This is a genomic window from Phaeobacter sp. JH20_08 (assembly GCF_048056635.1).
GTDB classification, from domain to species: Bacteria; Pseudomonadota; Alphaproteobacteria; order Rhodobacterales; family Rhodobacteraceae; genus Phaeobacter; species Phaeobacter bryozoorum.
The window spans coordinates 975,787-999,832 of record NZ_JAYMVV010000005.1 but is presented as its reverse complement, the minus strand read 5'-3'; the positions used below and the strand labels follow the sequence as shown (position 1 = coordinate 999,832).

25 protein-coding genes are annotated in these 24,046 nt (G+C 63.6%); 18 read left to right on the top strand and 7 right to left on the bottom strand.

Annotated elements, in window-relative coordinates; translation table 11 throughout:
- Positions 1–84: 84 nt before the first annotated feature.
- The 16 genes from VWY75_RS06790 (at position 85) to VWY75_RS06715 (ending at position 14,691) form a co-directional block, all read left to right on the top strand.
- Entirely contained in the window at positions 85–378 is a 294-nt protein-coding gene (locus tag VWY75_RS06790; protein ID WP_340545225.1) for a DUF1330 domain-containing protein, read from the top strand.
- A 42-nt stretch (positions 379–420) separates the two neighbouring features.
- Positions 421–963, top strand: a complete 543-nt coding sequence (locus tag VWY75_RS06785; protein WP_340545224.1) for a TerB family tellurite resistance protein — start codon at positions 421–423, stop codon at positions 961–963.
- Entirely contained in the window at positions 960–1,400 is a 441-nt protein-coding gene (locus VWY75_RS06780) for a TerB family tellurite resistance protein (protein WP_340545223.1), read from the top strand. The genes VWY75_RS06785 and VWY75_RS06780 overlap by 4 nt, the downstream gene beginning before the upstream one ends.
- Positions 1,397–2,182, top strand: coding sequence for a phosphate/phosphite/phosphonate ABC transporter substrate-binding protein (locus VWY75_RS06775; RefSeq protein ID WP_416537343.1), 786 nt, complete (start codon positions 1,397–1,399; stop codon positions 2,180–2,182). The genes VWY75_RS06780 and VWY75_RS06775 overlap by 4 nt, the downstream gene beginning before the upstream one ends.
- Before the next feature lie 278 nt (positions 2,183–2,460).
- Positions 2,461–3,240, top strand: coding sequence for an ABC transporter ATP-binding protein (locus VWY75_RS06770; protein ID WP_340545221.1), 780 nt, complete (start codon positions 2,461–2,463; stop codon positions 3,238–3,240).
- Positions 3,241–3,275: 35 nt separating this feature from the next.
- Complete coding sequence (locus VWY75_RS06765; RefSeq protein ID WP_340545220.1) at positions 3,276–3,986, top strand: transporter substrate-binding domain-containing protein; 711 nt, start codon at positions 3,276–3,278, stop codon at positions 3,984–3,986.
- Between the two features lie 114 nt (positions 3,987–4,100).
- Entirely contained in the window at positions 4,101–4,982 is an 882-nt protein-coding gene (locus VWY75_RS06760; RefSeq protein ID WP_340546298.1) for an ABC transporter permease, read from the top strand.
- Positions 4,979–5,785, top strand: coding sequence for an ABC transporter permease (locus tag VWY75_RS06755; protein ID WP_340545219.1), 807 nt, complete (start codon positions 4,979–4,981; stop codon positions 5,783–5,785). The genes VWY75_RS06760 and VWY75_RS06755 overlap by 4 nt, the downstream gene beginning before the upstream one ends.
- A 191-nt stretch (positions 5,786–5,976) precedes the next feature.
- Positions 5,977–7,311: a glutamine synthetase family protein gene (locus VWY75_RS06750; protein WP_340545218.1), complete on the top strand. Its 1,335-nt coding sequence runs from the start codon at positions 5,977–5,979 to the stop codon at positions 7,309–7,311.
- A 71-nt stretch (positions 7,312–7,382) separates the two neighbouring features.
- Positions 7,383–8,063 carry a type 1 glutamine amidotransferase gene (locus tag VWY75_RS06745; protein WP_416537342.1) on the top strand — a complete coding sequence of 227 codons (681 nt, stop codon included), beginning with the start codon at positions 7,383–7,385 and terminating at the stop codon, positions 8,061–8,063.
- Entirely contained in the window at positions 8,063–9,421 is a 1,359-nt protein-coding gene (locus tag VWY75_RS06740; protein ID WP_340545216.1) for a glutamine synthetase family protein, read from the top strand. The genes VWY75_RS06745 and VWY75_RS06740 overlap by 1 nt, the downstream gene beginning before the upstream one ends.
- 117 nt (positions 9,422–9,538) lie before the next feature.
- Positions 9,539–10,849: an NAD(P)/FAD-dependent oxidoreductase gene (locus tag VWY75_RS06735; protein WP_416537341.1), complete on the top strand. Its 1,311-nt coding sequence runs from the start codon at positions 9,539–9,541 to the stop codon at positions 10,847–10,849.
- A gap of 168 nt (positions 10,850–11,017) precedes the next feature.
- Positions 11,018–12,238: a DegT/DnrJ/EryC1/StrS family aminotransferase gene (locus VWY75_RS06730; RefSeq protein WP_416537340.1), complete on the top strand. Its 1,221-nt coding sequence runs from the start codon at positions 11,018–11,020 to the stop codon at positions 12,236–12,238.
- A 172-nt stretch (positions 12,239–12,410) separates the two neighbouring features.
- Positions 12,411–13,352, top strand: coding sequence for a nucleoside hydrolase (locus VWY75_RS06725; protein ID WP_416537339.1), 942 nt, complete (start codon positions 12,411–12,413; stop codon positions 13,350–13,352).
- Positions 13,349–13,798, top strand: coding sequence for a GNAT family N-acetyltransferase (locus VWY75_RS06720; protein WP_340545212.1), 450 nt, complete (start codon positions 13,349–13,351; stop codon positions 13,796–13,798). The genes VWY75_RS06725 and VWY75_RS06720 overlap by 4 nt, the downstream gene beginning before the upstream one ends.
- 617 nt (positions 13,799–14,415) lie before the next feature.
- A complete protein-coding gene (locus tag VWY75_RS06715; protein ID WP_340545211.1) occupies positions 14,416–14,691 on the top strand; it encodes a glycine zipper 2TM domain-containing protein in 276 nt (91 codons plus the stop codon).
- Between the two features lie 214 nt (positions 14,692–14,905).
- Here VWY75_RS06715 and VWY75_RS06710 read toward each other — a convergent pair whose 3' ends face one another.
- From VWY75_RS06710 to VWY75_RS06690, 5 genes are all read right to left on the bottom strand, one after another.
- Positions 14,906–15,136, bottom strand: a complete 231-nt coding sequence (locus VWY75_RS06710) for a hypothetical protein (RefSeq protein WP_416537338.1) — start codon at positions 15,134–15,136, stop codon at positions 14,906–14,908.
- A gap of 210 nt (positions 15,137–15,346) precedes the next feature.
- Positions 15,347–15,862 (bottom strand): hypothetical protein, encoded by a 516-nt coding sequence (locus VWY75_RS06705; RefSeq protein ID WP_340545209.1) that lies wholly within the window; start codon positions 15,860–15,862, stop codon positions 15,347–15,349.
- Positions 15,863–15,927: 65 nt separating this feature from the next.
- Positions 15,928–17,202 (bottom strand): phosphopyruvate hydratase, encoded by a 1,275-nt coding sequence (gene eno, locus VWY75_RS06700; protein ID WP_416537337.1) that lies wholly within the window; start codon positions 17,200–17,202, stop codon positions 15,928–15,930.
- A gap of 170 nt (positions 17,203–17,372) precedes the next feature.
- The gene (locus tag VWY75_RS06695; protein WP_416537336.1) at positions 17,373–18,269 is read right to left on the bottom strand and encodes a DMT family transporter; all 897 of its coding nucleotides are present in this window, start codon (positions 18,267–18,269) and stop codon (positions 17,373–17,375) included.
- A 310-nt stretch (positions 18,270–18,579) separates the two neighbouring features.
- Entirely contained in the window at positions 18,580–18,993 is a 414-nt protein-coding gene (locus tag VWY75_RS06690; protein WP_416537335.1) for a Fur family transcriptional regulator, read from the bottom strand.
- Positions 18,994–19,365: 372 nt separating this feature from the next.
- Here VWY75_RS06690 and VWY75_RS06685 point away from each other — a divergent pair, with 372 nt between their 5' ends.
- Positions 19,366–20,694, top strand: a complete 1,329-nt coding sequence (locus tag VWY75_RS06685; RefSeq protein ID WP_340545205.1) for a DEAD/DEAH box helicase — start codon at positions 19,366–19,368, stop codon at positions 20,692–20,694.
- Between the two features lie 108 nt (positions 20,695–20,802).
- Here the strand turns inward: VWY75_RS06685 and VWY75_RS06680 are convergent, their stop codons facing one another.
- Complete coding sequence (locus VWY75_RS06680; protein ID WP_416537334.1) at positions 20,803–21,522, bottom strand: endonuclease/exonuclease/phosphatase family protein; 720 nt, start codon at positions 21,520–21,522, stop codon at positions 20,803–20,805.
- A gap of 170 nt (positions 21,523–21,692) precedes the next feature.
- Here VWY75_RS06680 and VWY75_RS06675 point away from each other — a divergent pair, with 170 nt between their 5' ends.
- The gene (locus VWY75_RS06675) at positions 21,693–22,604 is read left to right on the top strand and encodes a DMT family transporter (RefSeq protein WP_416537333.1); all 912 of its coding nucleotides are present in this window, start codon (positions 21,693–21,695) and stop codon (positions 22,602–22,604) included.
- 2 nt (positions 22,605–22,606) lie between these two features.
- Here VWY75_RS06675 and VWY75_RS06670 read toward each other — a convergent pair whose 3' ends face one another.
- The gene (locus tag VWY75_RS06670; RefSeq protein ID WP_416537332.1) at positions 22,607–24,046 is read right to left on the bottom strand and encodes a protein adenylyltransferase SelO; all 1,440 of its coding nucleotides are present in this window, start codon (positions 24,044–24,046) and stop codon (positions 22,607–22,609) included.

Here is a 24,046-nt window from a genome sequence, read left to right as displayed (position 1 = left end):
CCACACAACGCGGTCATTGCCTTTGCTCCGGTTCTGTATCAGCCTGTGCCAACAGCTTGATATCCGCGCCAGAAAGGACCCCCCATGCCCAAAGGATACTGGGTCGCCCATGTCGACGTTGATGATATGGACCGCTACAAGGATTATGTCGCAGCCAATGCCACCGCCTTTGCCGAATATGGTGCGAAATTCCTGATCCGCGGTGGTGCCAAGGAAGTGCGCGAAGGCCAGACGCGTGCGCGCACCGTGGTCATCGAGTTCAAGGATTTCGCCACCGCCAAGGCCTGTTATGATTCTGTCGCCTACCAGCAGGCCAAGGCGCTGCGCGATCCGGTCGCAACCGGCGACATGGAAATCATCGAAGGCTACGGCGACTAGGACCCGCTTGGCCCTGGACGCACTCAACAGTAGAGTAATGCCATGCTGAAGAAACTGTTTCAGGTCTTTCGACCGCAAAAGACCCCCGCCCAGCCGGACCCGGATGCCGAGCTGGCCCTTGGTGCGCTTCTGGTGCGTGTGGCGCAATCGGATCGCGACTACCAGCTGGAAGAAATCAGCCTGATCGACCGCATTCTGGCCCGCCTTTACCAGCACGACGCGATCGAGGCGGCAAAGGTCCGTGCCGCCTGCGAAAAACTCCATGCCGCCGCGCCGGAAACCGACACATTCGGGCGTCTGATCCGCGAAACCACCGGGCTTGAGGAACGGCTCGCGGCGCTGGATGCGCTCTGGGAGGTGGTGCTGGCCGATGGTCACGAACACCCCGGCGAGATGAAAATCGTCGAGGACGCGCGCAAGGCGATGGGTCTGTCAAGGGCCGACAGCGACACTGCCCGCGCCCGCGCGCAGGGCAAATTGCTCGCCCCGGAGCCAGCCATTGCCGCAGCCCAGCGACCGCAGGCTGTAGGCACGGCCGAGGACACCCCGCCGCCGCCCATTCCAGACAGGGAACCGCAACCATGATCAAGGAACTGCTGGGACGGCTTCTGGCGCCCGCGCCCGAACCGCTGGATGACCGCGACGCCCGACTGGCGCTCTGCGCGCTGCTGGTGCGGATTGCGCGCTCCGATCACAATTACTCCGATGACGAACGGGACCGGATCGACCGGATCCTGCGCGCTCGTTACGACCTCGACATGGGCGGTGCGATCCTGCTGCGCGAACAGGCCGAGGCGCTGGAGGCCGAGGCCCCCGACACCGTCCGCTTCACCCGCGCGATCAAGGACGCGGTGCCCTATGAAAACCGCATGGCCGTGGTCGAGGCGCTGTGGCAGGTGGTGCTGGCCGATGGCAAACGCGACGACGCCGAGGATGCGCTCCTGCGGCTTTCCGCCAGCCTGCTCGGGGTCAGCGATATGGACAGCGCCCGCGCCCGCCAACGCGCCGAGGCCAGCTCATGATTGCCAGCCTGGCGATGTATGATCGCCCGGAAACCGCCGCAGCGCTTGATGCCCTGTGGCAGGCGATCCGCAGCGCTCTGGCCGATGCCTCAATCGAGGCCCCCGAAACCCTGAGCCGAGGCGGCGACCTCTGGTCGATCTGGTCCGATTCGACACTGCTGCTGGCGCAGACCTGTGGCCTGCCCTACCGCACGCGGCTCTATGAACAGGTCAATCTGGTCACCACGCTGGACCACGGCGTCGCGGATTGTCCGCCGGGCTATTACACCAGCGTCTTTGTCGCCCATCGCGACCGATCCGGCGCGGATCTTCGGACCATCGCGGGCGGCAGCTTTGCCTATAACGAAGCGCTCTCGCAATCGGGCTGGGCCGCACCGATGATGCACCTGCGCGACCTCTCGCTGCTGCCCGGCAGCCTGTTCCAATCCGGCAGCCATCGCGCATCCGCCCGCGCCGTCGCCGACGGGACCGCAGATTTCGCGGCACTTGATGCCGTCAGCTGGGCGCTGATGCAGGAGCATGACGACTGGGCGACGGAGCTTGTGGAAATCGCCCGCACCAAACCGACGCCGGGCCTGCCGCTGATCACCGCCCGGACCCGCGATCCGGTTCCGCTGCGCGCCGCCGTGGCCCAGGCTGTCGCCGAGCTGGACGAGACCCAGCGTCAGATATTGCACCTGAAGGGCGTCAGCGATATTGCCCCCGGCGCCTATCTGGCGGTCCCGACACCGCTCGGGCCGGTGCTGACGGAACAATCCATCCGCCAGCAGGCCGCAGTCTGACACCTTGGTTCCCGCCCTCAGGGCCCGCGCTGAGCCGGCCCGGAGGGGGCGCGAGGGCCTGACAACCACGCCGCGAGCAGTCGAAGGGCCGCAAACTCGCCCATTGATTACAGGCAGATCTCGCATCTGCCACAGCCTCCACATGTATGAGTACAATTTGATCAGATTACCCGCCAAAATGATAAATTCCGCACCGGCCTTATCGGTTTGCACGTTGCATCCGCTCTTTTTTTCGGTCCAATAAGGACGAATTCAACGACAATTGAACGAGAGACACCTTGACCGACACAACACCAGTTCTGGAAATCCGCGGCCTGCACAAGTCATATGGCGAGCTGGAAGTGATCAAAGGTGTTGATATCACCGCCCACCGGGGCGATGTGGTCTCTCTCATTGGATCGTCCGGTTCGGGCAAATCCACCCTGCTGCGCTGCTGCAACCTCCTAGAGGACAGCCAGGAGGGTGACATCCTGTTCAAAGGCGAACCGATCCGCTGGTCAGGACGCGGTCTTGCGCGGCGTCCCGCGGACCCGAAACAGGTGCTGCGCATCCGCACCAACCTGTCGATGGTATTCCAGCAGTTCAATCTCTGGGCCCATATGACCATTCTGCAAAACGTCATGGAGGCGCCGCTGACCGTGCTCGGTCGCGACCGTGCCGAGGTCGAAGAGGCCGCGCGCAAATACCTCACCAAGGTGGGAATCGGCGACAAATGCGATGCCTATCCCGCGCAGCTCTCCGGGGGACAGCAGCAGCGCGCCGCCATTGCGCGCGCACTCTGCATGGAACCCGAGGCGCTGCTGTTTGACGAACCGACCTCTGCTCTTGATCCCGAACTGGAACAGGAAGTGGTCAGGGTGATCAAGGATCTCGCAGCCGAAGGCCGCACCATGATCATCGTGACCCATGACATGAACATGGCCGCAGATGTGTCCAGCCATATCGTCTTTCTGCACAAGGGCCTCATCGAAGAAGAAGGCTGCCCGGACGAACTCTTTGGCAACACCCGCTCCGAACGCCTGCGGGGCTTTCTTGCCTCCACGCGACACGGTAAATAATCATCATAACAACCAAACCAAACGGGAGTAACCTCATGAAATCTCTTATCCTCAGCACCGCTGCGCTGGCTCTTACGGCCGGTATCGCGATGGCCGACACCGTGCGTCTGGGCACCGAGGGCGCCTACCCTCCGTACAACTTCCTGAACGACGACGGTCAGGTTGACGGTTTTGAGCGTGAGCTGGGCGACGAGCTGTGCAAGCGCGCCGAACTGGACTGCGAATGGGTCACCAATGACTGGGATTCGATCATCCCGAACCTGCTGTCGGGCAACTACGACACCATCATCGCCGGCATGTCGATCACCGAAGAGCGCAAGGAAGTTGTGAACTTCACCACCGGCTACACCCGCCCGTCGCCCTCCGCCTATGCGGCGATGTCGGCTGATGTCGATGTGAACAGCGCCGTTGTGGCAGCACAGGCCTCCACCATTCAGGCCGCCCATGTCGCCTCCACCGGCGCCACCCTGGTCGAATTCCCCACCCCGGATGAAACCGTCGCTGCGGTGAAAGCTGGCGAAGTCGACGCGGTCATGGCCGACAAGGACTTCCTGATCCCGATCGTCGACGAAACCGAGCTGTCCTTCGTTGCAGAGGACGTGCTGCTGGGCGGTGGCATCGGCATGGCGTTCCGCAAATCCGATGATGAGCTGCGCGGCAAGTTCGACGCTGCCATCGAATCGATGAAGGCAGACGGCTCGCTGAACGCCCTGCTGGAAAAATGGGAAATCGAAGGCCGGTTCTGAGCCCTCGCATCATCCTGATATCAAGGAAGGGGGGCGGCATGGCCCCCCTTCGCCCTTGACCGGTCCCGCTCCGCTGTGGCGCCCTGACCGGTCCCTGTCCGAACGAGGCCCGCCATCTTCTCCTTTTGCACCGATCCGGCCAGCCTGGAGGGTTTCCAGTGGCTGAGCTGTTATCTCACCACCGGCAAGCATTTTGCCTTCTACGCCTCCTTCGGGACGGTTCTGCTGCTGCTGGCTGTCACCGCGCCCGCGGCGCTGGCCTTCGGCTTTGGCGGCGCCATGGCTGCCCGCGCGCAATTCGCGCCGCTCTCCTGGCTGGGCAAGGCCTATATCGCCATTGTGCGCGGCGTGCCGGATATTGCCTTTTTCCTGTTCTTCGTCATCGCTCTGGATCAGGGCATCGAATATCTGCGCCATCAGGTGAAATGCCCCGACTGGGACGCGCCGGTGCGCCAGGGCAATGACTTTGTTGTCTGCGACATCGCCAAGATGCCGCTTAGCACCTCCGAACAGTGGATCCATGAGGTCTATGGCTTCACCCTTGCGGTGGTCACCTTCGCTATCGTCTTCGGCGCCTTTGCCGCCAACGTGCTCTATGGCGCCATGCGCGCTGTGCCCCGCGCCCAGATCGAAACCGCCGAAGCCTATGGCATGAGCCACCGACAGGCCTTCTGGCGCATTCTGGTGCCGCAGATGTGGACCTATGCGCTGCCCGGTCTGTCGAACCTGTGGATGGTCCTGATCAAGGCGACGCCGCTGCTGTTCCTGCTGGGGGTTGAGGATATCGTCTATTGGGCACGTGAACTCGGCGGCTCCAAGACGGCCCGCTTCACCGAATACCCCCATGGCGACTGGCGCATGTGGTATTTCCTCGGCCTTCTGGTCTTCTACCTCGCGTTCACCAAACTCTCCGAACTGGTGCTGGACCGGATCCGCGACCGGCTCTCCCACGGTCAGGCCACGCTGGCCGGCGAAGCGCAAAGGAAAGCGTCATGAGCTGTATCCAGACACTGCAAGATTACGGCCTGCGCGCCCTCGGCATCGGCGAACGCATGTTGCCGCGCAGCGATTTCACCCTCTGCGACCAGTTTGTGCTGATCGGTTCGGGGATGCTGTGGAACATCTATTTCGGCGCGATCGCCGTCATCATCGGGTTTGTCATCGCCAATGGCGTGGCGCTGGCCAAGAATTCCACCTCCACGCCGCTGCGCAAAGCTGCGGAATGGTTCATCTTCATCTTCCGTGGCTCGCCGCTGTTCATCCAGTTCTTCTTTGCCTACTTCCTGTTCCTGCAACTGAAATCGGTGTCCTCCATCTTTGACCCGCTGTCGGCGGCCTGGCTCGGGGCGCTGATCGTGCTGATCCTCAACACCGCCGCCTATTCCGCCGAAATCTTCTACGGCGCGCTGCGGTCGATCCCAAAGGGCGATATCGAGGCGGCAGATGCCTATGGCCTCTCCGGCTGGACCCGGTTTCGTCGAATCATGTGGCCAACGATGATGCGGCTGGCCTGGCCCTCCTACACCAACGAAGCGATCTTTCTCTTCCACGCCACCACGCTGGTGTTCTTCTCCGGCTTTCCGGCATGGCAACAGCGCGGCGATGCGCTCTACTACGCCAGCTATTTCGCCGACAAGACCTTCAACCCCTTCGTGCCCTACCCGATCCTGGCCTTCTATTTCATCCTGCTGACGCTGGCGGTGATCACCCTCTTTGGCGCGATCAATACCCGTCTGAACGCACATCTGCCGCAGGACCGGCGGAAAAAAATTCGCTTGCGTCCTAATCTGATCCGGTAGTATCCATTATTTGATCAAATTTAGAACCTGAGTTTATGGCCGCAGAATCCTGCGAGTTCATGGACAAATTCTAGGTTATACTGAGTTATGATCAAAAATTGGACCAGGGGTGATAAACTGCCCCGGCCCTGCTGCGCCCCATCCGGGGGCGCTGGCGGCCGGTGGTGCCCTCGAAACCGTCAGGTGATTAAATGAAGAACTGGCTCAGGAAAAACCCGCATGTGCGCACCATCCGCGTTGCGGCGGCGGACATCAACGGTCAGGCCCGGGGCAAGCGCGTCCCTGCCCGCTTTGCCGACAAGGCGGTAGAGGAAGGCACCCGGTTCCCGCTATCGGTCCTGAACCTCGACATCTGGGGCGAGGATATCGACGACAGCCCGCTGGTGTTTGAAAGCGGCGATGCCGACGGCGTGCTGAAGCCAACCGAACGTGGCTTTGTGCCGATGCCCTGGCTCGACGCGCCTTCGGCGCTGCTGCCCATCTGGATGTACCGCGAAGACGGGCGCGCCTATGAGGGCGATCCGCGCCATGCGCTGCGCGCCGTGGTGGACCGCTACAAGGCACTGGGGCTGACCCCGGTGGTCGCGGTGGAGCTGGAGTTCTTCCTGATCGACGACAGCGGCAAAAAACTGCAGGTGCCGACCTCTCCCCGCTCCGGCAAGCGCCGCAAGGCAGCAGAGACCATGTCGATCCGGGCACTGGACCAGTTCGACACCTTCTTCACCGATCTCTACGACGCCTGCGAGGACATGGACATCCCCGCCGATACTGCGATTTCCGAGGCGGGTCTGGGCCAGTTCGAAATCAACCTGATGCACGGTCCCGACGCCCTGCGCGCCGCCGATGACGCCTGGCTGTTCAAGATGCTGGTCAAGGGTCTTGCCCGCCGCCACGGTTTTGCCGCCAGCTTCATGGCCAAACCCTATGACGATTACGCCGGCAACGGGTTGCATACCCATTTCTCTGTGCTGGATCAGGACGGCAACAACATCTTTGACGATGGCGGCCCCAAGGGCACCGATGCCATGCGCCACGCTGTCGGCGGCTGTCTGAAGGCCATGGGCGATTCCACACTGGTGTTTGCGCCGCATGGCAACAGCTATGACCGGATGGTGCCGGGCGCCCATGCCCCCACCGGCATCTGCTGGGCCTATGAGAACCGCACCGCCGCCATCCGCGTGCCCTCGGGCAGCCCCAAGGCGCGCCGCATCGAGCACCGCTTTGCCGGCGGCGACGTGAACCCCTATCTGATGCTGACCGCCATCCTCGGCGCCGCGCTGTATGGGATCGAGAACAAGATCGACCCCAATGAGCCGATCACCGGCAACGCCTATGCGCTGGACCTGCCGCAGGTGCCCAATACCTGGCAAAGCGCCATCGACGCATTCGAGAGCTCCGAGATCATCCCGCAGTTCTTCTCCGCCGAGATGATCCGCAACATGGTGCTGACCAAACGCCAGGAGCTGCATTACATGGAAGAACTCACCCCGGAGGAACGGGTGGAGATCTACCTGGATACCGTCTGACGGCCTCTTGCCCGCCGTCCTGACGGCGGGCTATCGTCCCGTGCAGCGAACTCCTTTCTAACTGGTGACTTATGAAAATCGGCATTCTGCAAACCGGCCATGCGCCCGAAAACCTGATCGACAGCGCCGGCAACTATGACCAGATGTTCCGCACCCTGCTCGCCGACGGCGGGTTTGAATTCGACACCTATGCGGTGGTCGACAATGTCTTCCCCTCCGGCGCCGATGCGGCGGATGGCTGGCTGATCACGGGCTCCAGACATGGCGCCTATGAGGATCACGACTGGATCCCCCCGCTGGAGGATCTGATCCGCGAAATCCACGCCCGCAAGAAGCCTTTAGTCGGCATCTGCTTTGGCCATCAGATCATCGCTCAGGCGCTCGGCGGCAAGGTGGAGAAATTCGCAGGCGGCTGGGCCGTTGGCCCGGTGACGTATCAGATGGACGGCAAGCCCCTGCGGCTCAATGCCTGGCATCAGGATCAGGTCACCGCCCTGCCCGAAGGCGCCCGCGTGCTGGCGGGCAACGACCACTGCAAGAACGGCATTCTGGCCTATGGCGATCATATCTGGACCCTGCAACCGCACCCGGAATTCGCCAGCAGCTTTGTCGGCGGTCTGATCGACAGCCGCGGTCGCGGCGTGGTCCCCGATGAGATACTGGACGCTGCCAGCGCCGACCTGCATCACCCCGTCCAATCGGACGAAATCGCAACCTTCCTCAATGCCTTTTTCAAGAAAGAGAGGACCTGATGTCAGCCTGGCTCGACACTCTTCCCGAAGCAGCACAAGCCTATCTGGAGGGGCGTCGTCTCGACGAAGTCGAATGCGTTATCTCGGACCTGCCGGGCATCGCCCGAGGCAAGGCGGTGCCGGCATCCAAATTTGCCAAGCAGGATTATTTCCACCTGCCCGACAGCATTTTCTACCAGACCATCACCGGCGACTGGGCTGATGCTGCGGATGACGACGGCTGGATCGAAAAGGACATGACGCTGAAGCCGGACATATCCACCGCCACCGCCGCCCCCTGGACGGCGGACTGGACGCTGCAGGTGATCCACGACGCCTATGACCGGGACGGCGACCCGATCCCCTACAGCCCGCGCAACGTGCTGAAGCGGGTGGTCCAGCTGTATCATGATCAAGGCTGGGAGCCGATTGTGGCGCCGGAAATGGAATTCTTCCTGGTCGCGCGCAATCTGGACCCGGCGCATGAAATCAAGCCGATGATGGGCCGCTCCGGCCGTCCCGCCGCGGCACGGCAGGCCTATTCGATGACCGCGGTCGATGAATTCGGTCCCGTCATCGACGACATCTACGACTTTGCCGAAGCGCAGGGGTTCGAGATCGACGGCATCACCCAGGAAGGCGGCGCGGGCCAGCTGGAAATCAACCTGCGCCACGGCAACCCGGTGAAGCTCGCGGATGAGGTCTTCTACTTCAAGCGGCTGATCCGTGAGGCCGCCCTGCGCCACGACTGCTTTGCCACCTTCATGGCCAAGCCGATCGAGGATGAGCCGGGCTCTGCCATGCACATCCACCATTCGGTGATCGACATGGAGACCGGCGAGAACATCTTCTCAGGCCCGCAGGGCGGCGAGACGGATGCCTTCTTCCACTTTATCGCCGGTTTGCAGAACCACCTGCCCGCAGGCCTTGCGGTGATGGCACCCTATGTGAACTCCTACCGCCGCTACGTGAAGGACCACGCCGCGCCGATCAATCTGGAATGGGCGCGCGACAACCGCACCACCGGCATCCGCGTGCCGCTGTCCGGCCCCGAAGCGCGGCGGGTGGAGAACCGCATCGCCGGCATGGACTGCAACCCCTATCTGGGCATCGCTCTGTCGCTCGCCTGCGGGTATCTGGGCCTGATGGAGGAAAAGCGCCCGCGCAAGCAGTTCAAGGGCAACGCCTATGACGGGGATGGCGACATTCCGCAGGTCATGGGCGAGGCGCTCGACCTGTTCGAAGAGGCCACCGCCCTGCATGAGGTGCTGGGACCCGAGTTCGCCCGCGTCTACTCGATCGTGAAACGCGCCGAATATGACGAATTCCTGCAGGTGATCTCCCCCTGGGAGCGCGAGCATCTGCTGATGAACGTCTAAAATTGTCGGCGCTGATCTCTCCGCCGAGGTCAGCGCCGGTGAGTATTTATGGAAAGATGACAGGCAGTTGCGCGTAACCGGACTTGGGGCGGCGACTGCCGGGGACTGAGGTGTGCCATGGGGTTGAACCTGCTCTATTCCAACGACCGCAAAGGGACCTATCCCGATAGCTGGTATGCCGCAACGGCCACACCGCTGGCGCCTTTTGCGCCGTTGACGGGCGACGCCCGCGCTGATGTCTGCGTTGTCGGCGGTGGCTACACCGGGCTGTCGGCGGCGCTGCATCTGGCCGATTCCGGGCGTTCGGTGATCCTGCTGGAGGCCAACCGCGTCGGATTTGGTGCCTCCGGTCGCAACGGCGGCCAGCTTGGCAGCGGTCAGCGTATGGAACAGGACGGGCTGGAAAACCTGCTGGGTACGGCGGATGCCGAAAAGCTCTGGCAGCTGGCAGAGGACGCCAAGGATCTGGTGAAATCGCTGATCACACGCCACGATATCGACTGCCATCTGAAGCCCGGCATTGCCCATGCCTGTTTCTCAAAGGGCGAGGTCGACCACGAACACCGCTATGTGGAGCATCTGCAAAACCGCTATGGTTACCAGGAGATCACCGCCCTGGATCACGATGGTTTGCAGGCGATCTGCCCCTCGCCCGCCTATGTCGGCGGCTCTCTCGATATGGGGGCGGCGCATCTGCACCCGTTGAAATACGCGCTTGGCCTCGCCCGTGCCGCTGCGGCAGCCGGTGTGCGGATCTGTGAGGGCAGCGAGGTTCTGAACATCGACGAGGGCAAGCAGATCCGGCTGCGCACCGCGGCGGGGGAGGTCGTTGCCGATCAGCTGGTGCTGGCCTGCAACGGCTATCTCGGCGGGCTCAACCGCCGCGTGGCGGCGCGGGTGATGCCGATCAACAATTTCATCGCCGCGACCGCGCCGCTTGGCGCCGAAACCGCGCGGGTACTGGCCCGCGATGTGGCGGTGGCCGACAGCAAATTTGTGGTGAACTATTTCCGGCTCAGCCATGACGGCCGCCTGCTGTTCGGCGGTGGTGAAAGCTATGGCTACCGCTTCCCCAGCGATATCGCCGCCACCGTGCGCAAGCCGATGGTCCAGATCTTTCCACATCTCCGCGATGTGAAGATCGACTACGCCTGGGGCGGCACCCTCGCGATCACCATGAAACGGATGCCCTATCTGGTGCGGCTGGCGCCCAATGTGCTCTCGGCCTCGGGGTATTCCGGCCATGGCGTCGGCACCGCCACCCATGCAGGCCAGTTGATGGCGCAGGCCATCGCCGGAGAGAGCGACGGCTTTGATGCCATGGCCCGCGTACCAGCCCCCGCCTTTCCCGGCGGCACCGCCATGCGCAGCCCCCTGCTGGCGCTGGCGATGACCTGGTATGCGCTGCGCGACCGGATCGGCGTCTGATCCTGCGCGGCCCAGGCCACAGGGGATCACCCCCGCAGACCACGCCCGCAGCCAAAGCAACAGTTCTGTGAAATTTTCCGCCAAAACCTGCCGATCCCGCGGGCGAGGCTTGGCATTTTTGCGCCAAGCATTTATGTTTTTGGAAAGGTAGATTCAGGATTTTGAAATATGAGCCAGGCATCCCCGTCGCAAGTCCCGAACGTCCATCAGGCAGAACCGATCCCGGAGGCTGCCCGCGCCGCCATTGACGCCCTGATGCAGTCTGGCGATCTGTTCCGCTACACCGCGCCGCAGGATGCGCCGGTTGCCCTGCTGGAAGAGGAATTTGCCCAGCTTCTTTGCAGCAAATACGCGCTGGCGGTCTCCTCCTGCTCTGCGGCGCTGTTCCTGTCGCTGAAGGCGCTGGACCTGCCCCGCGATGCCCGGGTGCTGATCCCCGGCTTCACCTTTGCGGCCGTGCCTTCGTCGATTGTCCACGCCGATTGCGTGCCGGTCCTCTGCGAGGTGGGGGCCAACTACCGGATCGACATGGCCGATTTCGAGGCCAAGCTGGGGGATGTGCAGGCTGTGATCATCAGCCATATGCGCGGCCATACCTCCGATATGGATGCGATCATGGCGCTCTGCAGCGCGCGCGACATTCCGGTGATTGAGGATGCCGCCCATTCGCTGGGCACCACCTGGCATGGCCGCAATATCGGCACGCTGGGCGCCATCGGCTGCTTCTCGTTCCAGTCCTACAAGATGATCAACGCCGGCGAAGGCGGCATCCTGGTCACCGATGATGCCGATCTGGTCGCCCGCGCCGTGATCATGTCTGGCGCCTATGAGCACAACTGGAAAAAACACAAATCCGCCCCCGGCGACAACACCGGCGCGCTCGAGCAGGCCTTTGCCAAATGGCAGAACCAGCTGCCGCTTTATAACCTGCGGATGAGCAACCTGTCGGCCGCCGTGATCCGCCCGCAGCTGCCCGAACTGGCGCGCCGGGTGCGCGACGGGCTGAAGAACCACGACTATGTCGCAGATCAGCTCAACCGCTCGCCGCATATCGACGTGCCTGCCCCATTGCCGTCGGAACAGCGCGCGCCGGATTCGATCCAGTTCAACCTGGTCGATATGAGCAGCGAGGAGATCAACCGCTTTGCCGCCGCAGCCGAGGCGCGGGGCGTCAAGGTGCAGATCTTCGGCCTCTCCGAAGACAACGCCCGCGCTTTCTGGAACTGGCAGTTCCTGCGCGATATCCCCGAGCTGCCGCAGACCCGCGCCATGCTGATGCAGGCCTGCGATGTGCGCCTGCCGGTGCGCCTCAGCCGCGACGAACTCGATGTGATCGCCACTGTGCTGCTGTCTGCGATGGCCGACACCATGGGGGCCGCTGCCGCCTGACCCTGCGGGCGGCGAGGTTCATCGGACACCGGGGCGCGCAGGCTGAGGCGGCGCGCCTTTTTGTCGGCGGCTTAGGCCGCAAACCGGCGAATTCCCGACCGCAGCCCGCGCCGCCGCTGGACATTGCCCGCCACCCTTGCGAGGGTCTGGCAACGACCAGAAGGACAGCCCCATGAGCGCGCGCAAGATCATTATCGACACCGACCCCGGACAGGATGACGCTGTCGCCATTCTGCTGGCATTGGCCAGCCCAGAAGAGATTGATCTGCTTGGCATAACCTGTGTTGCGGGCAATGTGCCGCTGGCGCTGACCCAGACCAATGCACGCCGCGTCTGCGAAGTGGCAGGCCGCCCGGATGTCGCCGTGCACGCAGGTTGCGACGCGCCCTTGGCCCGGCCGCTGATCACCGCCGAACATGTGCATGGCAAGACCGGCCTTGATGGGCCGGACCTTTGGGATCCAACCATGCCGCTGGCTGCAACACATGCTGTCGATTTCATCATCGACAGCCTGCGCCGCGAAGCTCCCGGCACCGTTACGCTCTGCCCGCTGGGGCCGCTGACCAATATTGCCACCGCTTTTCAGAAAGCCCCCGACATCGTCACCCGGGTTCAGGAGATCGTGCTGATGGGCGGCGCCTATTTCGAGGTCGGCAACATCACCCCGGCGGCGGAATTCAACATCTACGTCGATCCGGAGGCCGCCGCCGCCGTGCTCAGCTCCGGCGTGCCGGTCACCATGATGCCGCTGGATGTCACCCACAAGGCGCTGGCCACCCGCCCCCGGATCGAGGCGATCCGTGCATTGGCCACCAAAGTGGGCGATTTCACCGCCGATATGCTTGATTTCTTTGAACGCTTTGATGTCGAGAAATACGGCTCCGAAGGCGGCCCGCTGCATGATCCCTGCGTCATTGCCTATCTGATCCGGCCTGAGCTGTTCTCGGGCCGCAAGATCAACGTGGTCGTCGAAACCACCTCCGAGCTGACCCTTGGCATGACTGTGGCCGATTGGTGGGGGGTCACCGACCGGCCTGCCAATGCGCTGTTCATTGGCGATCTGGACGCCGATGGTTTCTTTGACCTGATCACCAACCGATTGGCCACCCTATGAGCGCCGCGCTGCACCTTGCAGGCCCCGAGGATCTGACCCGTGTTCTGGATCTCGTCGCGGCCTTTCACGGCGAGATGGGCATCGCCTCAGATGAGCCGCACCGCCGCGCCGCCATTGAGCCGCTGCTGAACGGGCTGCCCTATGGCGCCGTCTATCTGATCGGCCCGACCCGCGCACCGGTGGGCTATATCGTTGTCACCTTCAGCTGGTCGGTGGAGTTTGGCGGCATGGATGGTTCTATCGACGAGCTGTTCATCCGCCCGCCCGTGCGCGGGCGCGGCATTGCCACCGAAGTGCTGTTTTCCCTGCCCCGCACCCTGGCCGAAGCCGGCATCAAAGCGCTGCATCTGGACGTCGACAGAAACAATGCGCCTGCCCGCGGCCTCTATGCCCGAGCCCGGTTCGAGCCGCGCGACACACACATGCTGATGAGCCGCAAGCTCTAGCACCGGACCACCGCGCATGCCGCCCGCTTGCGGACGCGCCCGGGCGTTCCCGGACGTGCGCGCAGGCCGCCGCATGGCGATTGCCTGTGCGCGGATGGCACGCTGTCTGGCGCCAGTTTCGCGCCCCGTGAATTATTTTTCATGACACAGGGAACCAATCTGCACGTCTGGGGTTCTCTCTCTGAACCAGAGGCGCGGGGCACCGGCCAGCGCCAGCGCGATGGAACAGACCAATTGAACACACCGTGGAACGTGTGGGAGCGCGTCGCCAACCGATAGGCGGCGCAACGAAGACAGCGGCAGAAGCCGTGATGCACAGCCACCCATCGGGGTGGGCGCCGGGCGAACACCCGCGCGCGTAACACCGGATCCGTCACGCCTCATCACACCATGGGGCCATGGATCCGCACGACGGCGGCAGCCTTTTGGCGGTCGACCAAACCGGGGTTCAGGGGTGGGCCCCAGCAGCTGAGCGGAGCCGTCCTGGGGTGTGGCGGCTCCGGTTGGCGCCAGTCGAAGCGGGCCGGAGACGGCGTATCGCCGGGACAAGCCACAAAGATGCAGGAGCGCTCCTGCACAGCCATCACAAGCGCATCAATGACAGGAAAGGAAATCTCATGAAATCCCATATCCTCGCCGGCCTCAGCGCCGCGACGCTGGCGCTCTCCGCCTGCACCGATCTGACCCCCGAACAGCGCACAGTGGCCGGTGTCGCCGGTGGTGCCGCAGCAGGTCTGATTGCCGCCGACGCGCTCAAGGCCGATGACGACTGGCGCCTGATTGCCGCCCTCGGCGGGGCCGCCGCCGGTACGCTTGTGGCGCAGAACAACCAGTCGCGCCAATGCGCCTATTCCCGCGGTGACGGCACCTATTACACAGCGGCCTGCCCGTAATTCCGGCGCAGAGCGCGGGCGAGACCTGCAGCGTTCGCATCACGCATCACGGATCGCGGATCCGACCCAAGAGTCAAAGAAAGACCCTGAGAGCGGATCCGCTCTCAGGGTCTTTCCCTGTCGCCAACGGCTTGAAATTACGCCGCGCCCCCTCTGCGCCAAGTCCCTGACATACTCAGGGCTGACAATGTCGATCCCCCTTTGGCAGGGCGCCTCAGAGCCCCCCGGCCACCATTGCGCCCTGTGTCATCGACATGCTGTGAACCGGATCAGCCACATTTGCGTCATGCCCTGTCAGCGGATAATGCCCGGGCCCCGCACAACCGGCCAGCAGGGCCACCGCAATGATGAACCCCAGCGGCAGCCAGCTTGCGGTTCCGGCCACCCTCACCGCAGGCATCGGATAAACACTCTCCCGGGCTTTCAGATGTGCAGTCGCTCCCATGATCTTCCCCTCCTGGCCAGCGCCACCCCCGTAGCGCCTGCGACCAAGACTGCCATAGCCGCGATCACAGGTCTGTGAAGCAGGCCACAGAAGTGCGCCATCCGCACAGATTTCGATCTGAGAGGTTATCGGCGCAGATCCGGGGCCGTCCTCGCCCCGACACGCAGGCCCGGCACCCAGGCCCGACACCCAGGCCCGGCACTCAGACGCTCAGGACAGCCGACGCATCAGCTGCAGGTCGCAGGCAGTGGCATAGCCCATGGCGCGCTTGATCCCCGGCAGCATCGCCGCCCCGTTCATCGCAAAACTCAGCTCGATCAACCCCGCCTCGCCATAGGCCGCGCGCACGGCCTCCCGCGCCTCAGGATCGTCACTGCGCGTGCCAGCCACCGCGCCCGCCAGACGCACAACCGCCTCCAGCTCAGGTTCCAGCGCGCTGCCTGTCAGGATCGACCTGATCAGCTCGGGAGACAGCCCGGCGGATTTCGCCAGGTTGATCTCCGCCTCGACACAGGACCCGCAATCCGCGCTCAGCGCCCCGGTCAGCCGCGCCGCATGATAGGCGGCGGCAGGCAGCTGACGGTTCGGATCCAGAAAACCAAACACCCGGTTGTAGCGGGCCAGCAACCCCAGGTCCGTATCGGCAATGGCATGGGCATAATCGAGCGAGACGCCAATACGGCGTTCAGCCCGCCGGATCAGGAAATGGGCAACCTTCTTGAGCATGATAACCACACAACAACGGAACACAGGAACAAAAAGGCCGGAGCAACATGCCCCGGCCTCTGGTCTTACTTCAGGATCGAACGACCCGCGTATTCGGCGACTTCACCCAGCATTTCCTCGATACGGATCAGCTGGTTGTATTTCGCGAGCCGGTCAGAGCGCGCCAGCGAACCGGTCTTGATCTGGCCGCAGTTGGTGGCCACGGCGAGGTCGGCGATGGTGGCATCCTCGGTCTCGCCGGAGCGGTGCGACATCACATTGGTGTAGCGCGCACGATGGGCCATATCGACCGCCTTCAGAGTCTCGGTCAGGGTGCCGATCTGGTTCACTTTCACCAGCATGGAGTTGGCGCAGCCGCGCGCAATCCCATCGGCCAGACGGGCCGGGTTGGTCACGAACAGATCGTCGCCGACCAGCTGCACCTTGTCGCCCAGCTCGTCGGTCAGGGCTTTCCAGCCGTCCCAGTCATCCTCGCCCATGCCATCTTCGATGGAGATGATCGGATAATCCTTCACCAGTGCCGCCAGATAGGCCACATTCTCTTCCGACGACAGGGTTTTGCCTTCGCCGGAGAGCACATATTTGCCATCCTTGTAGTATTCGGTCGCCGCGCAATCGAGCGCCAGATAGATTTCCTCGCCCGGCTTGTAGCCGGCCTTTTCAATCGACTTCAGCACAAAATCCAGCGCCTCGCGGGTAGAGGCGATATTTGGGGCAAAGCCGCCCTCGTCACCGATCCCGGTCGACAGACCCGCCGCCGACAGCTCTTTCTTCAGGGTGTGGAACACTTCAGAGCCCATGCGCACGGCGTCGCGGATGTTGTCCGCGGCCACCGGCATGATCATGAATTCCTGAATGTCGATCGGGTTGTCGGCATGTTCGCCGCCGTTGATGATATTCATCATCGGAACCGGCAGAACCCGCGCCGAGGTGCCACCGATATAACGATACAGCGGCTGGGTGGTGAAGTCCGCCGCAGCCTTGGCCACCGCCATGGAGACACCCAGAATGGCATTGGCGCCCAGACGGCCCTTGTTCTCGGTGCCATCCAGCTCGATCATCGCCATGTCCACGGCGACCTGCTCGCAGGCGTCAAAGCCGACCAGCTCTTCGGCGATCTCGCCATTGACGGCGGCAACTGCTTCCAGAACGCCTTTGCCAAGGTAACGGGACGTGTCGCCGTCGCGCTTTTCCACCGCCTCATAGGCCCCGGTTGACGCACCCGACGGTACCGCCGCGCGGCCCATTGTGCCGTCTTCCAGCATGACGTCGACTTCAACGGTCGGATTGCCCCGGCTGTCGAGAATTTCACGGGCGTGGATATCGATAATGGTGCTCATTATTCAGGTCCCTGATCTTGGCAAGTGATTGCGGCAATTGGTGCCTGCGTCATAGCACTCACAGGTCAAAAGTAAACCATGAGCGTTATCGCTAACGTCACTAATTTTACGGGGTTAGGGCTAACAGTTCGCTGTTTGCGCAATCAATCGCCGCCGCCAGCCCGATGTGCTCAGACAGGGACCGCCGCCTGTGCCCGTGCCGCCCGCCGCGCCAGACGCCGCTCCCGCAGAAAGGTATAAAGCCCGGAGCCGATGATCAGCGCCGATCCCGCCAGCGTCATCATATCCGGCGCCTCGGCAAAGATCACCACGCCGATCAGGGTCGAAAACATCAGCCGGGAGTAGCGAAACGGCGTGATCACGGCGGCATCGCCGATCCGGGTGGCGGTGACAATCCCGTAGTACCCCAGCACGCCAAAGATGACGCCTCCCAGCAACATGCCCCATTGGCTGCCTTCCAGGGCGACCGGCTCTCCGGGCAGGATCAGCAGCATCACCAGCCCCGCCGGGATCACCGAGCCAAAGGCCTGCGAGCTGACCACGGCAGAGGGCACCGCGCTATCCATCACCCGCGTCATCAGGTCGCGCGCCGCAACCGCCACAACCGAGATCAGCACCAGCAGCACCCCCGGCTCAAATCCGGCCAGACCGGGCCGCACGATCATCAGCACCCCGGCAAAACCGACAAGGATCGCGGTCCAGCGCCGCCAGCCGACATCCTCGCCCAGAAACAGCGCCGCCCCGACAGTGACCGCAAGCGGCATCGCCTGAAACACCGCCGCCACGGTCGAGATATCCACAACCGCCAGCGCCGAGGCAAAACTGACCGCCGCCAGCGCCTCGGTCGAGGCACGCAGCACCGGTTGCCAGCGCCAGTTACGTGGCGCCATCACCCGGTGGCCCTGCAGCTTGGCCCAGATCACAAAGATCGTGCCACTGCCCAGCCCCAGCATCATCAGGATCTGCCCCACCGGCACCGAGGTGGCGAGCTGCTTGATGAACATATCCTCCAGCGAAAACCCCGCCATGGCGAGGATCACCAGCAATATTCCCGTGACATTGTTCATCTTGATCGTTCCATTCCAATGGGTCCGATGGCTCTGCCGAGGGGGCCGTGCCCGCCGTCGCTGCATCGACTGATCCGCACAACAAATAGCCGGAAGCGACCGCCCACTTGTCCATTTGCGACACGACTCGATATTTGCGGCGCAGCTTCATGACTTCATGTGACCGCTCCTATCACGCGCCGTGATACTGGGCCACCGCCGGGCTGCGGCGCGCCCCGGAATTCTCCGGGAATATACTGACCCGTTATCCTGTCTAAGAAAACACGCCCCCGCCCGCGCATCGGCATGTGGTCAGCGGGCGCGCGCTGGCTCAGCTCTTCTTGCGCGGCACGCCGTATAGCTCCAACTTGTGGCCGCGCAGCTCATAGCCCAGCTTTTCGGCGATCTTCTCCTGCAAGGCCTCGATCTCCGGGTCGCAGAATTCGATGACCGCCCCGGTGGTCATGTCGATCAGATGATCGTGATGGTCGCGGTCGGCATCCTCGTAGCGGGCACGCCCGTCGCCGAACTCAAGCCGCTCCAGAATGCCCGCTTCGTCAAACAGCTTCACCGTGCGATAGACGGTGGCCAGCGAAATCGCCCCGTCCAGCGCGCTGGCACGGGCATAGAGTTCCTCGACATCGGGGTGATCGTCGCTCTCTTGCAATACGCGCGCAATCACCCGTCGCTGGCCTGTCATCCGCAGACCTATGGCTTCGCAGCGTGCGATAATCGTCTCGCTCATGGTCATCCCTTATTCAGCATGGCGTCCCTGTTTATACAAAGACGCCCGCGTCGCAAACCGGGTTTTAACAGTCTGTGGCGCAGAATATACAACAATTGCCCATTGACTTTATCCGCTGGCGGGGCCATCTGCCCTGTCAGGCATCCCTCCCTGCCGCGTGAGCAGAGGACGTCGGGCCGCGCCAGATCAATGCGCAGGCCAAACACCGACCCTAAGGATATGCCACCGTTCCCAATATCACGCGTGGGGCACTCGCAGCGACCAGCGGTCTGGCATGATGCCAGCCCCGCCCGAGGTCCCTGCCCCAACGACAGACCGCCCCCGTGGCGGCACCGGCCGAGCCCTGTTGGCGCGGCTGTGAAAGGACGAGACGTGACAGAATTTTCAACCATGGGGCTGCCCGAGCAGCTTCTGAAGCGCATTGCAGAACTTGGCTATACCGATCCGACCCCGATTCAGGCCCGCGCCATCCCGCATGCGCTGAACGGCAAGGACGTGCTGGGTCTGGCGCAGACCGGCACCGGCAAAACCGCCGCCTTCGGCGTGCCGCTGATTGCCCAGATGATGCAATACGGCCGCAAACCCGCCGCCAAGACCGTGCGCGGCCTGGTGCTGGCGCCGACCCGCGAGCTGGCCAACCAGATCGCCGCCAACCTCAAGGGCCTGACCGAAGGCACCCCGATGAAAACCGGTCTGGTTGTCGGCGGCGTTTCCATCAACCCGCAGATCAGCCGCCTGTCGCGCGGCACCGATATCCTGATCGCCACCCCGGGCCGTCTGCTGGACATCCTTGACCGTGGCGCGCTGGATCTTGGCTCCTGCGACTTCCTCGTGCTGGATGAGGCCGACCAGATGCTGGACCTCGGCTTTATCCACGCGCTGCGCAAGATCGCCGCTCTTCTGCCGGCACAGCGCCAGACCATGCTGTTCTCGGCCACCATGCCCAAGCAGATGAACGAGATCGCCAATTCCTATCTGCAGAGCCCGGTGCGGATCGAGGTGAACCCTCCCGGCAAGGCTGCCGACAAGATCACCCAATCGGTGCATTTCATCGCCAAGGCAGAGAAGCTCTCGCTGCTGAAAGAGCTGCTGACCAAACACAAGGACGAGCGGACACTTGTCTTTGGCCGCACCAAACACGGCATGGAAAAGCTGATGAAAACGCTGTCGGCCGCCGGTTTCTCGGCCGCAGCCATCCACGGCAACAAAAGCCAGGGCCAGCGTGAACGCGCGCTTGCCTCCTTCAAATCCGGCGAGGTCAAGATCCTCGTGGCCACCGATGTGGCGGCCCGTGGTCTCGATATCCCGGATGTGAAATACGTCTATAACTACGAGCTGCCCAATGTGGCGGATGCCTATGTGCACCGGATTGGCCGGACCGCACGCGCAGGCAAGGACGGTCAGGCCGTGGCCTTCTGTGCCCCGGATGAAATGGATGAGCTGAAGGCGATCCAGAAGACCATGAACCTCAATATCCCGGTGGCCTCAGGCCGTCCGTGGGAGGTTCTGCCCGATGCCAAGGCCCCGGCGGGCCGTCGTGGCGGCGGCAAACCCGGTGGCAGCGGCAAACCCGGCGGTCATCGCCGGCGTCGCAGCGGTGGTGCCGGTGGCGGCCAGAGCGGTGCGCGCAGCGGTGGATCCGGTGCCGCCGCAGGCGCGGCTCAGGGCAAACCCGGCGGTCAGCGCCGTCGCGCCCAGTAAACCCTCACCATGCCCCTATGGGGGCACGGCTGAAAACCAGACAAAGCCGGGGATGCCTTTTGCGTCCCCGGCTTTTTCGTCCCCGGTTTTTACTTTTTCGTCATCGACTTACCGCGCCGCCACCAGATCCGCCCAGACCGGCAGGTGATCCGAGGCGATATGCGCCGGACGGGCGCGATAGACGCCGCTGTCCACCACCTCCAGCCCCCGGCTGACCGCAATCCGGTCCAGCGCGCCAATCGGGCGCAGCGACGGAAAACTGGGCCGTGGCGGCACAAACCGCAGTTTCGGAGCCAGATGATCCAGCACCGGCTGGCGGGACCATTCGTTGAAATCTCCGGCCCAGACCGTCGGCAGATCCGGGCGCTTGGCGATGATCCCCGCCAGATGATGGACCTGCTCATGGCGCGCCTTGGTGGTCAGCCCCAGATGCGCGCCCACCACCCTGAGCGGTCCCAGCGCCGTCTCGAACAGCGCCCAGACCGCCCCGCGCGGCTCCAGCCCCGGCAGCGGAATATGGCCGTGATCCTGAAGTGCAATCCCGGCGCCCCGCCAGATCACCGCATTGCCATGCCAGCCCAGTGACCCTGCCCCGCCCAGATCGACAATCTGCCATCCTGCCTCATCCAGAATGAAATGCGGCAGCGCGGCGGGTCGTGGCGGCAGCCGCTTGTCGGCCTCCTGTAACAGCACCAGATCCGCCCCGGTGCCCTCGATCACCTGCAAGGTGCGACGCGGACGCCGACGCAGATCCAGTCCCATCGACTTCTGAATATTGTAACTTGCCAGCCGCAGCCGTCCCGGCCGGGTGCCCTGTTCCTGCGTCATTCCTCTGCCTTCTTTGCCACCGCGCCTTGTCACCGATCCGGTGCGTGATACGGCCACAGCATGGCCGAAATCCGCACCGCAGGCCAGAGCGCGCCCTGTCACACCCATCGCGGCCTAAGCATCTGTTTTCCCCGCTTGACTCTCGGACCAAGCCCACCTCCTCTGGCGGCATGAGTGAGAAACGCGCAATGGACGGCATCGGGGCCGCAATGCTGATCGGCTTCAGCGGGCTGATGGGCTTTAATCAGGTGGTGATCAAGGTCTCCAACGGCGGGTTCGGCCCGGTGTTTCAGGCGGGCCTGCGCTCTCTCATCGGGCTGGCGGTCCTGCTGACATGGCTCGCCTTTCGCGGCCAGCTGATGCGCGCCAGCACTCCTGCCCCTGCCCAGACGTCGGCGCATTGGAGCCGCTCTGTCCACTTCTGGGGGCTGGTGTCCGGGCTGTTGTTCACGGCCGAATTTGTCTGCCTCTATATCGCACTTGATCTCTCCTCGGTGTCGCGGGTCACGATCATCTTCAACTCGATGCCGGTCTGGCTGGCCCTGGCCGGCCATCTGCTCCTGCCCGGCGAGCGGCTCAACAGCTTGCGCATGTTGGGACTGATCCTGGCCATGGGCGGCGTGGTGCTGGCCGTGCTGCACCGGGGCAGCGGCGATGCCTCGCTGCTGGGCGATATTCTCGCGCTTGCGGCGACGCTGGCTTGGGCCGGGATCGCCCTCTGCGCGCGGCTGTCGCCACTGGCCCATGTCCCGCCGATCCGCCAGCTCACCTATCAGCTGGCCACATCGGCGCTGGTGCTGCTGGCGATCTCGCCGCTGTTTGGACCGCTGCTGCGCGACCCCACGGCGCTGCATATCTCCGGCGTGCTGTTTCAGGCCATCGCCATCGCCAGCCTCGGCTATCTGCTGTGGCTCTGGCTGATCAGCCTCTACCGCGCCAATGCCGTTGCCTCCTTCAGCTTCCTGTCGCCGGTGATCGCGGCCATTCTCGGCTGGCTGCTGCTGGACGAGGTGATCCTGCCGCAGGTCTGGGCCGCACTGGTGCTGGTCGCGGTCGGTATCCTGCTGATCAATCGCAAATAGGTTCAGGTGCCGCAGAAGGTCGCCTTCACCACCTCGCTCGCAGCCGGCGGGCGACGCAGATCCTCGGCCCCTGCCTGCACGGTATAGGGATCCGCCAGCACGGTATTGAGCCGCTCGAACGGGCCAAAATCGCCCGCAACGGCGGCACTGATCATCGCCTCGATCCGGTGGTTGCGCGGGATATAGACCGGGTTCGCTGCCGCCATCACCGCCGCCGGATCCGCCTCCTGCGCCAGACGCGCGCGCCAGTCCACTGCCCAGCCGTCAAACGCCTCAGGCTCCAGAAACTCATCGCGCACCTTGCCGGAGTCCGGCGCAACAGCATCGCCCAAGGCCCGGAAGGTATTGGTGAAATCCGCCTGCCCCGCCGCCATGCGCTGCATCAGGTCGGTGATCAGCGCCATATCGTCAGGCGTTGCCTCGGCAATGCCGATCTTGGCGCCAAAGCGCCGCAGCCAGGCGGCCTCGGTCCGGGCGGGCATCGCATGAACGATCTCGGTCGCCTCCTCAACCAGCGCCTGCGGATCCTCCGCCTGCTGGATCAGCGCGGTGGCCAGCTGCGCCAGATTCCAGACCGCAATATCGGGCTGGTTGGAATAGGCATAACGCCCCATCCGGTCGATCGAACTGAACACCGTACTGGGGTGATAGACATCCAAAAAGGCGCAGGGACCATAGTCAATCGTCTCGCCGGAAATGGACGAGTTATCGGTATTCATCACCCCGTGGATAAAGCCCACCGACATCCAGGCCGCGATCAGCTCCGACTGCCGATCGCGCACCGCCCGCAACAGCCCCATCGGCCCCTTCGCCTCAGGATAATGGCGTTGGATGGCGTAATCCGTGAGCTGCCGCAGCGCCGCCTGCTCGCCCCGCGCAGCAAAAATCTGAAAGCTCCCGACCCGCAGATGGCTCGCGGCCACCCGTGTCAGCACCGCGCCGGGCAAACCACCCTGTTCGCGCCAGACCAGCTCACCGGTCGCAACCGCCGCCAGCGCGCGCGTCGTCGGAATACCAAGCGCGTGCATCGCCTCGCTCACCACATATTCGCGCAGGACCGGCCCGAGCCAGGCCCGCCCGTCACCGCCCCGCGAATAGGGCGTGCGCCCTGATCCCTTCAGCTGGATATCGCGGCGCTCGCCATCAACACCAACAGCCTCGCCCAGCAGGATCGCGCGCCCATCGCCGAGTTGCGGATTGTAGGTGCCAAACTGATGCCCCGCATAGAGCTGCGCCAGCGGATCGGCGCCATCGGGCACACGGTTGCCCGCAAAAATCTCGGCCAGCTCGGCCCTGTCACCCGCCCGGATGCCCAGCTCCGCGCCAAGTGCACCATTATAGGCGATCAGTTCCGGCGCCTTCACCGGCACGGGAGCCTGTTTGCTGTAGAACAGCGGCGGCAGCGCGGCATATGTATTGTCAAAGGGGATGTGCAATGTCAT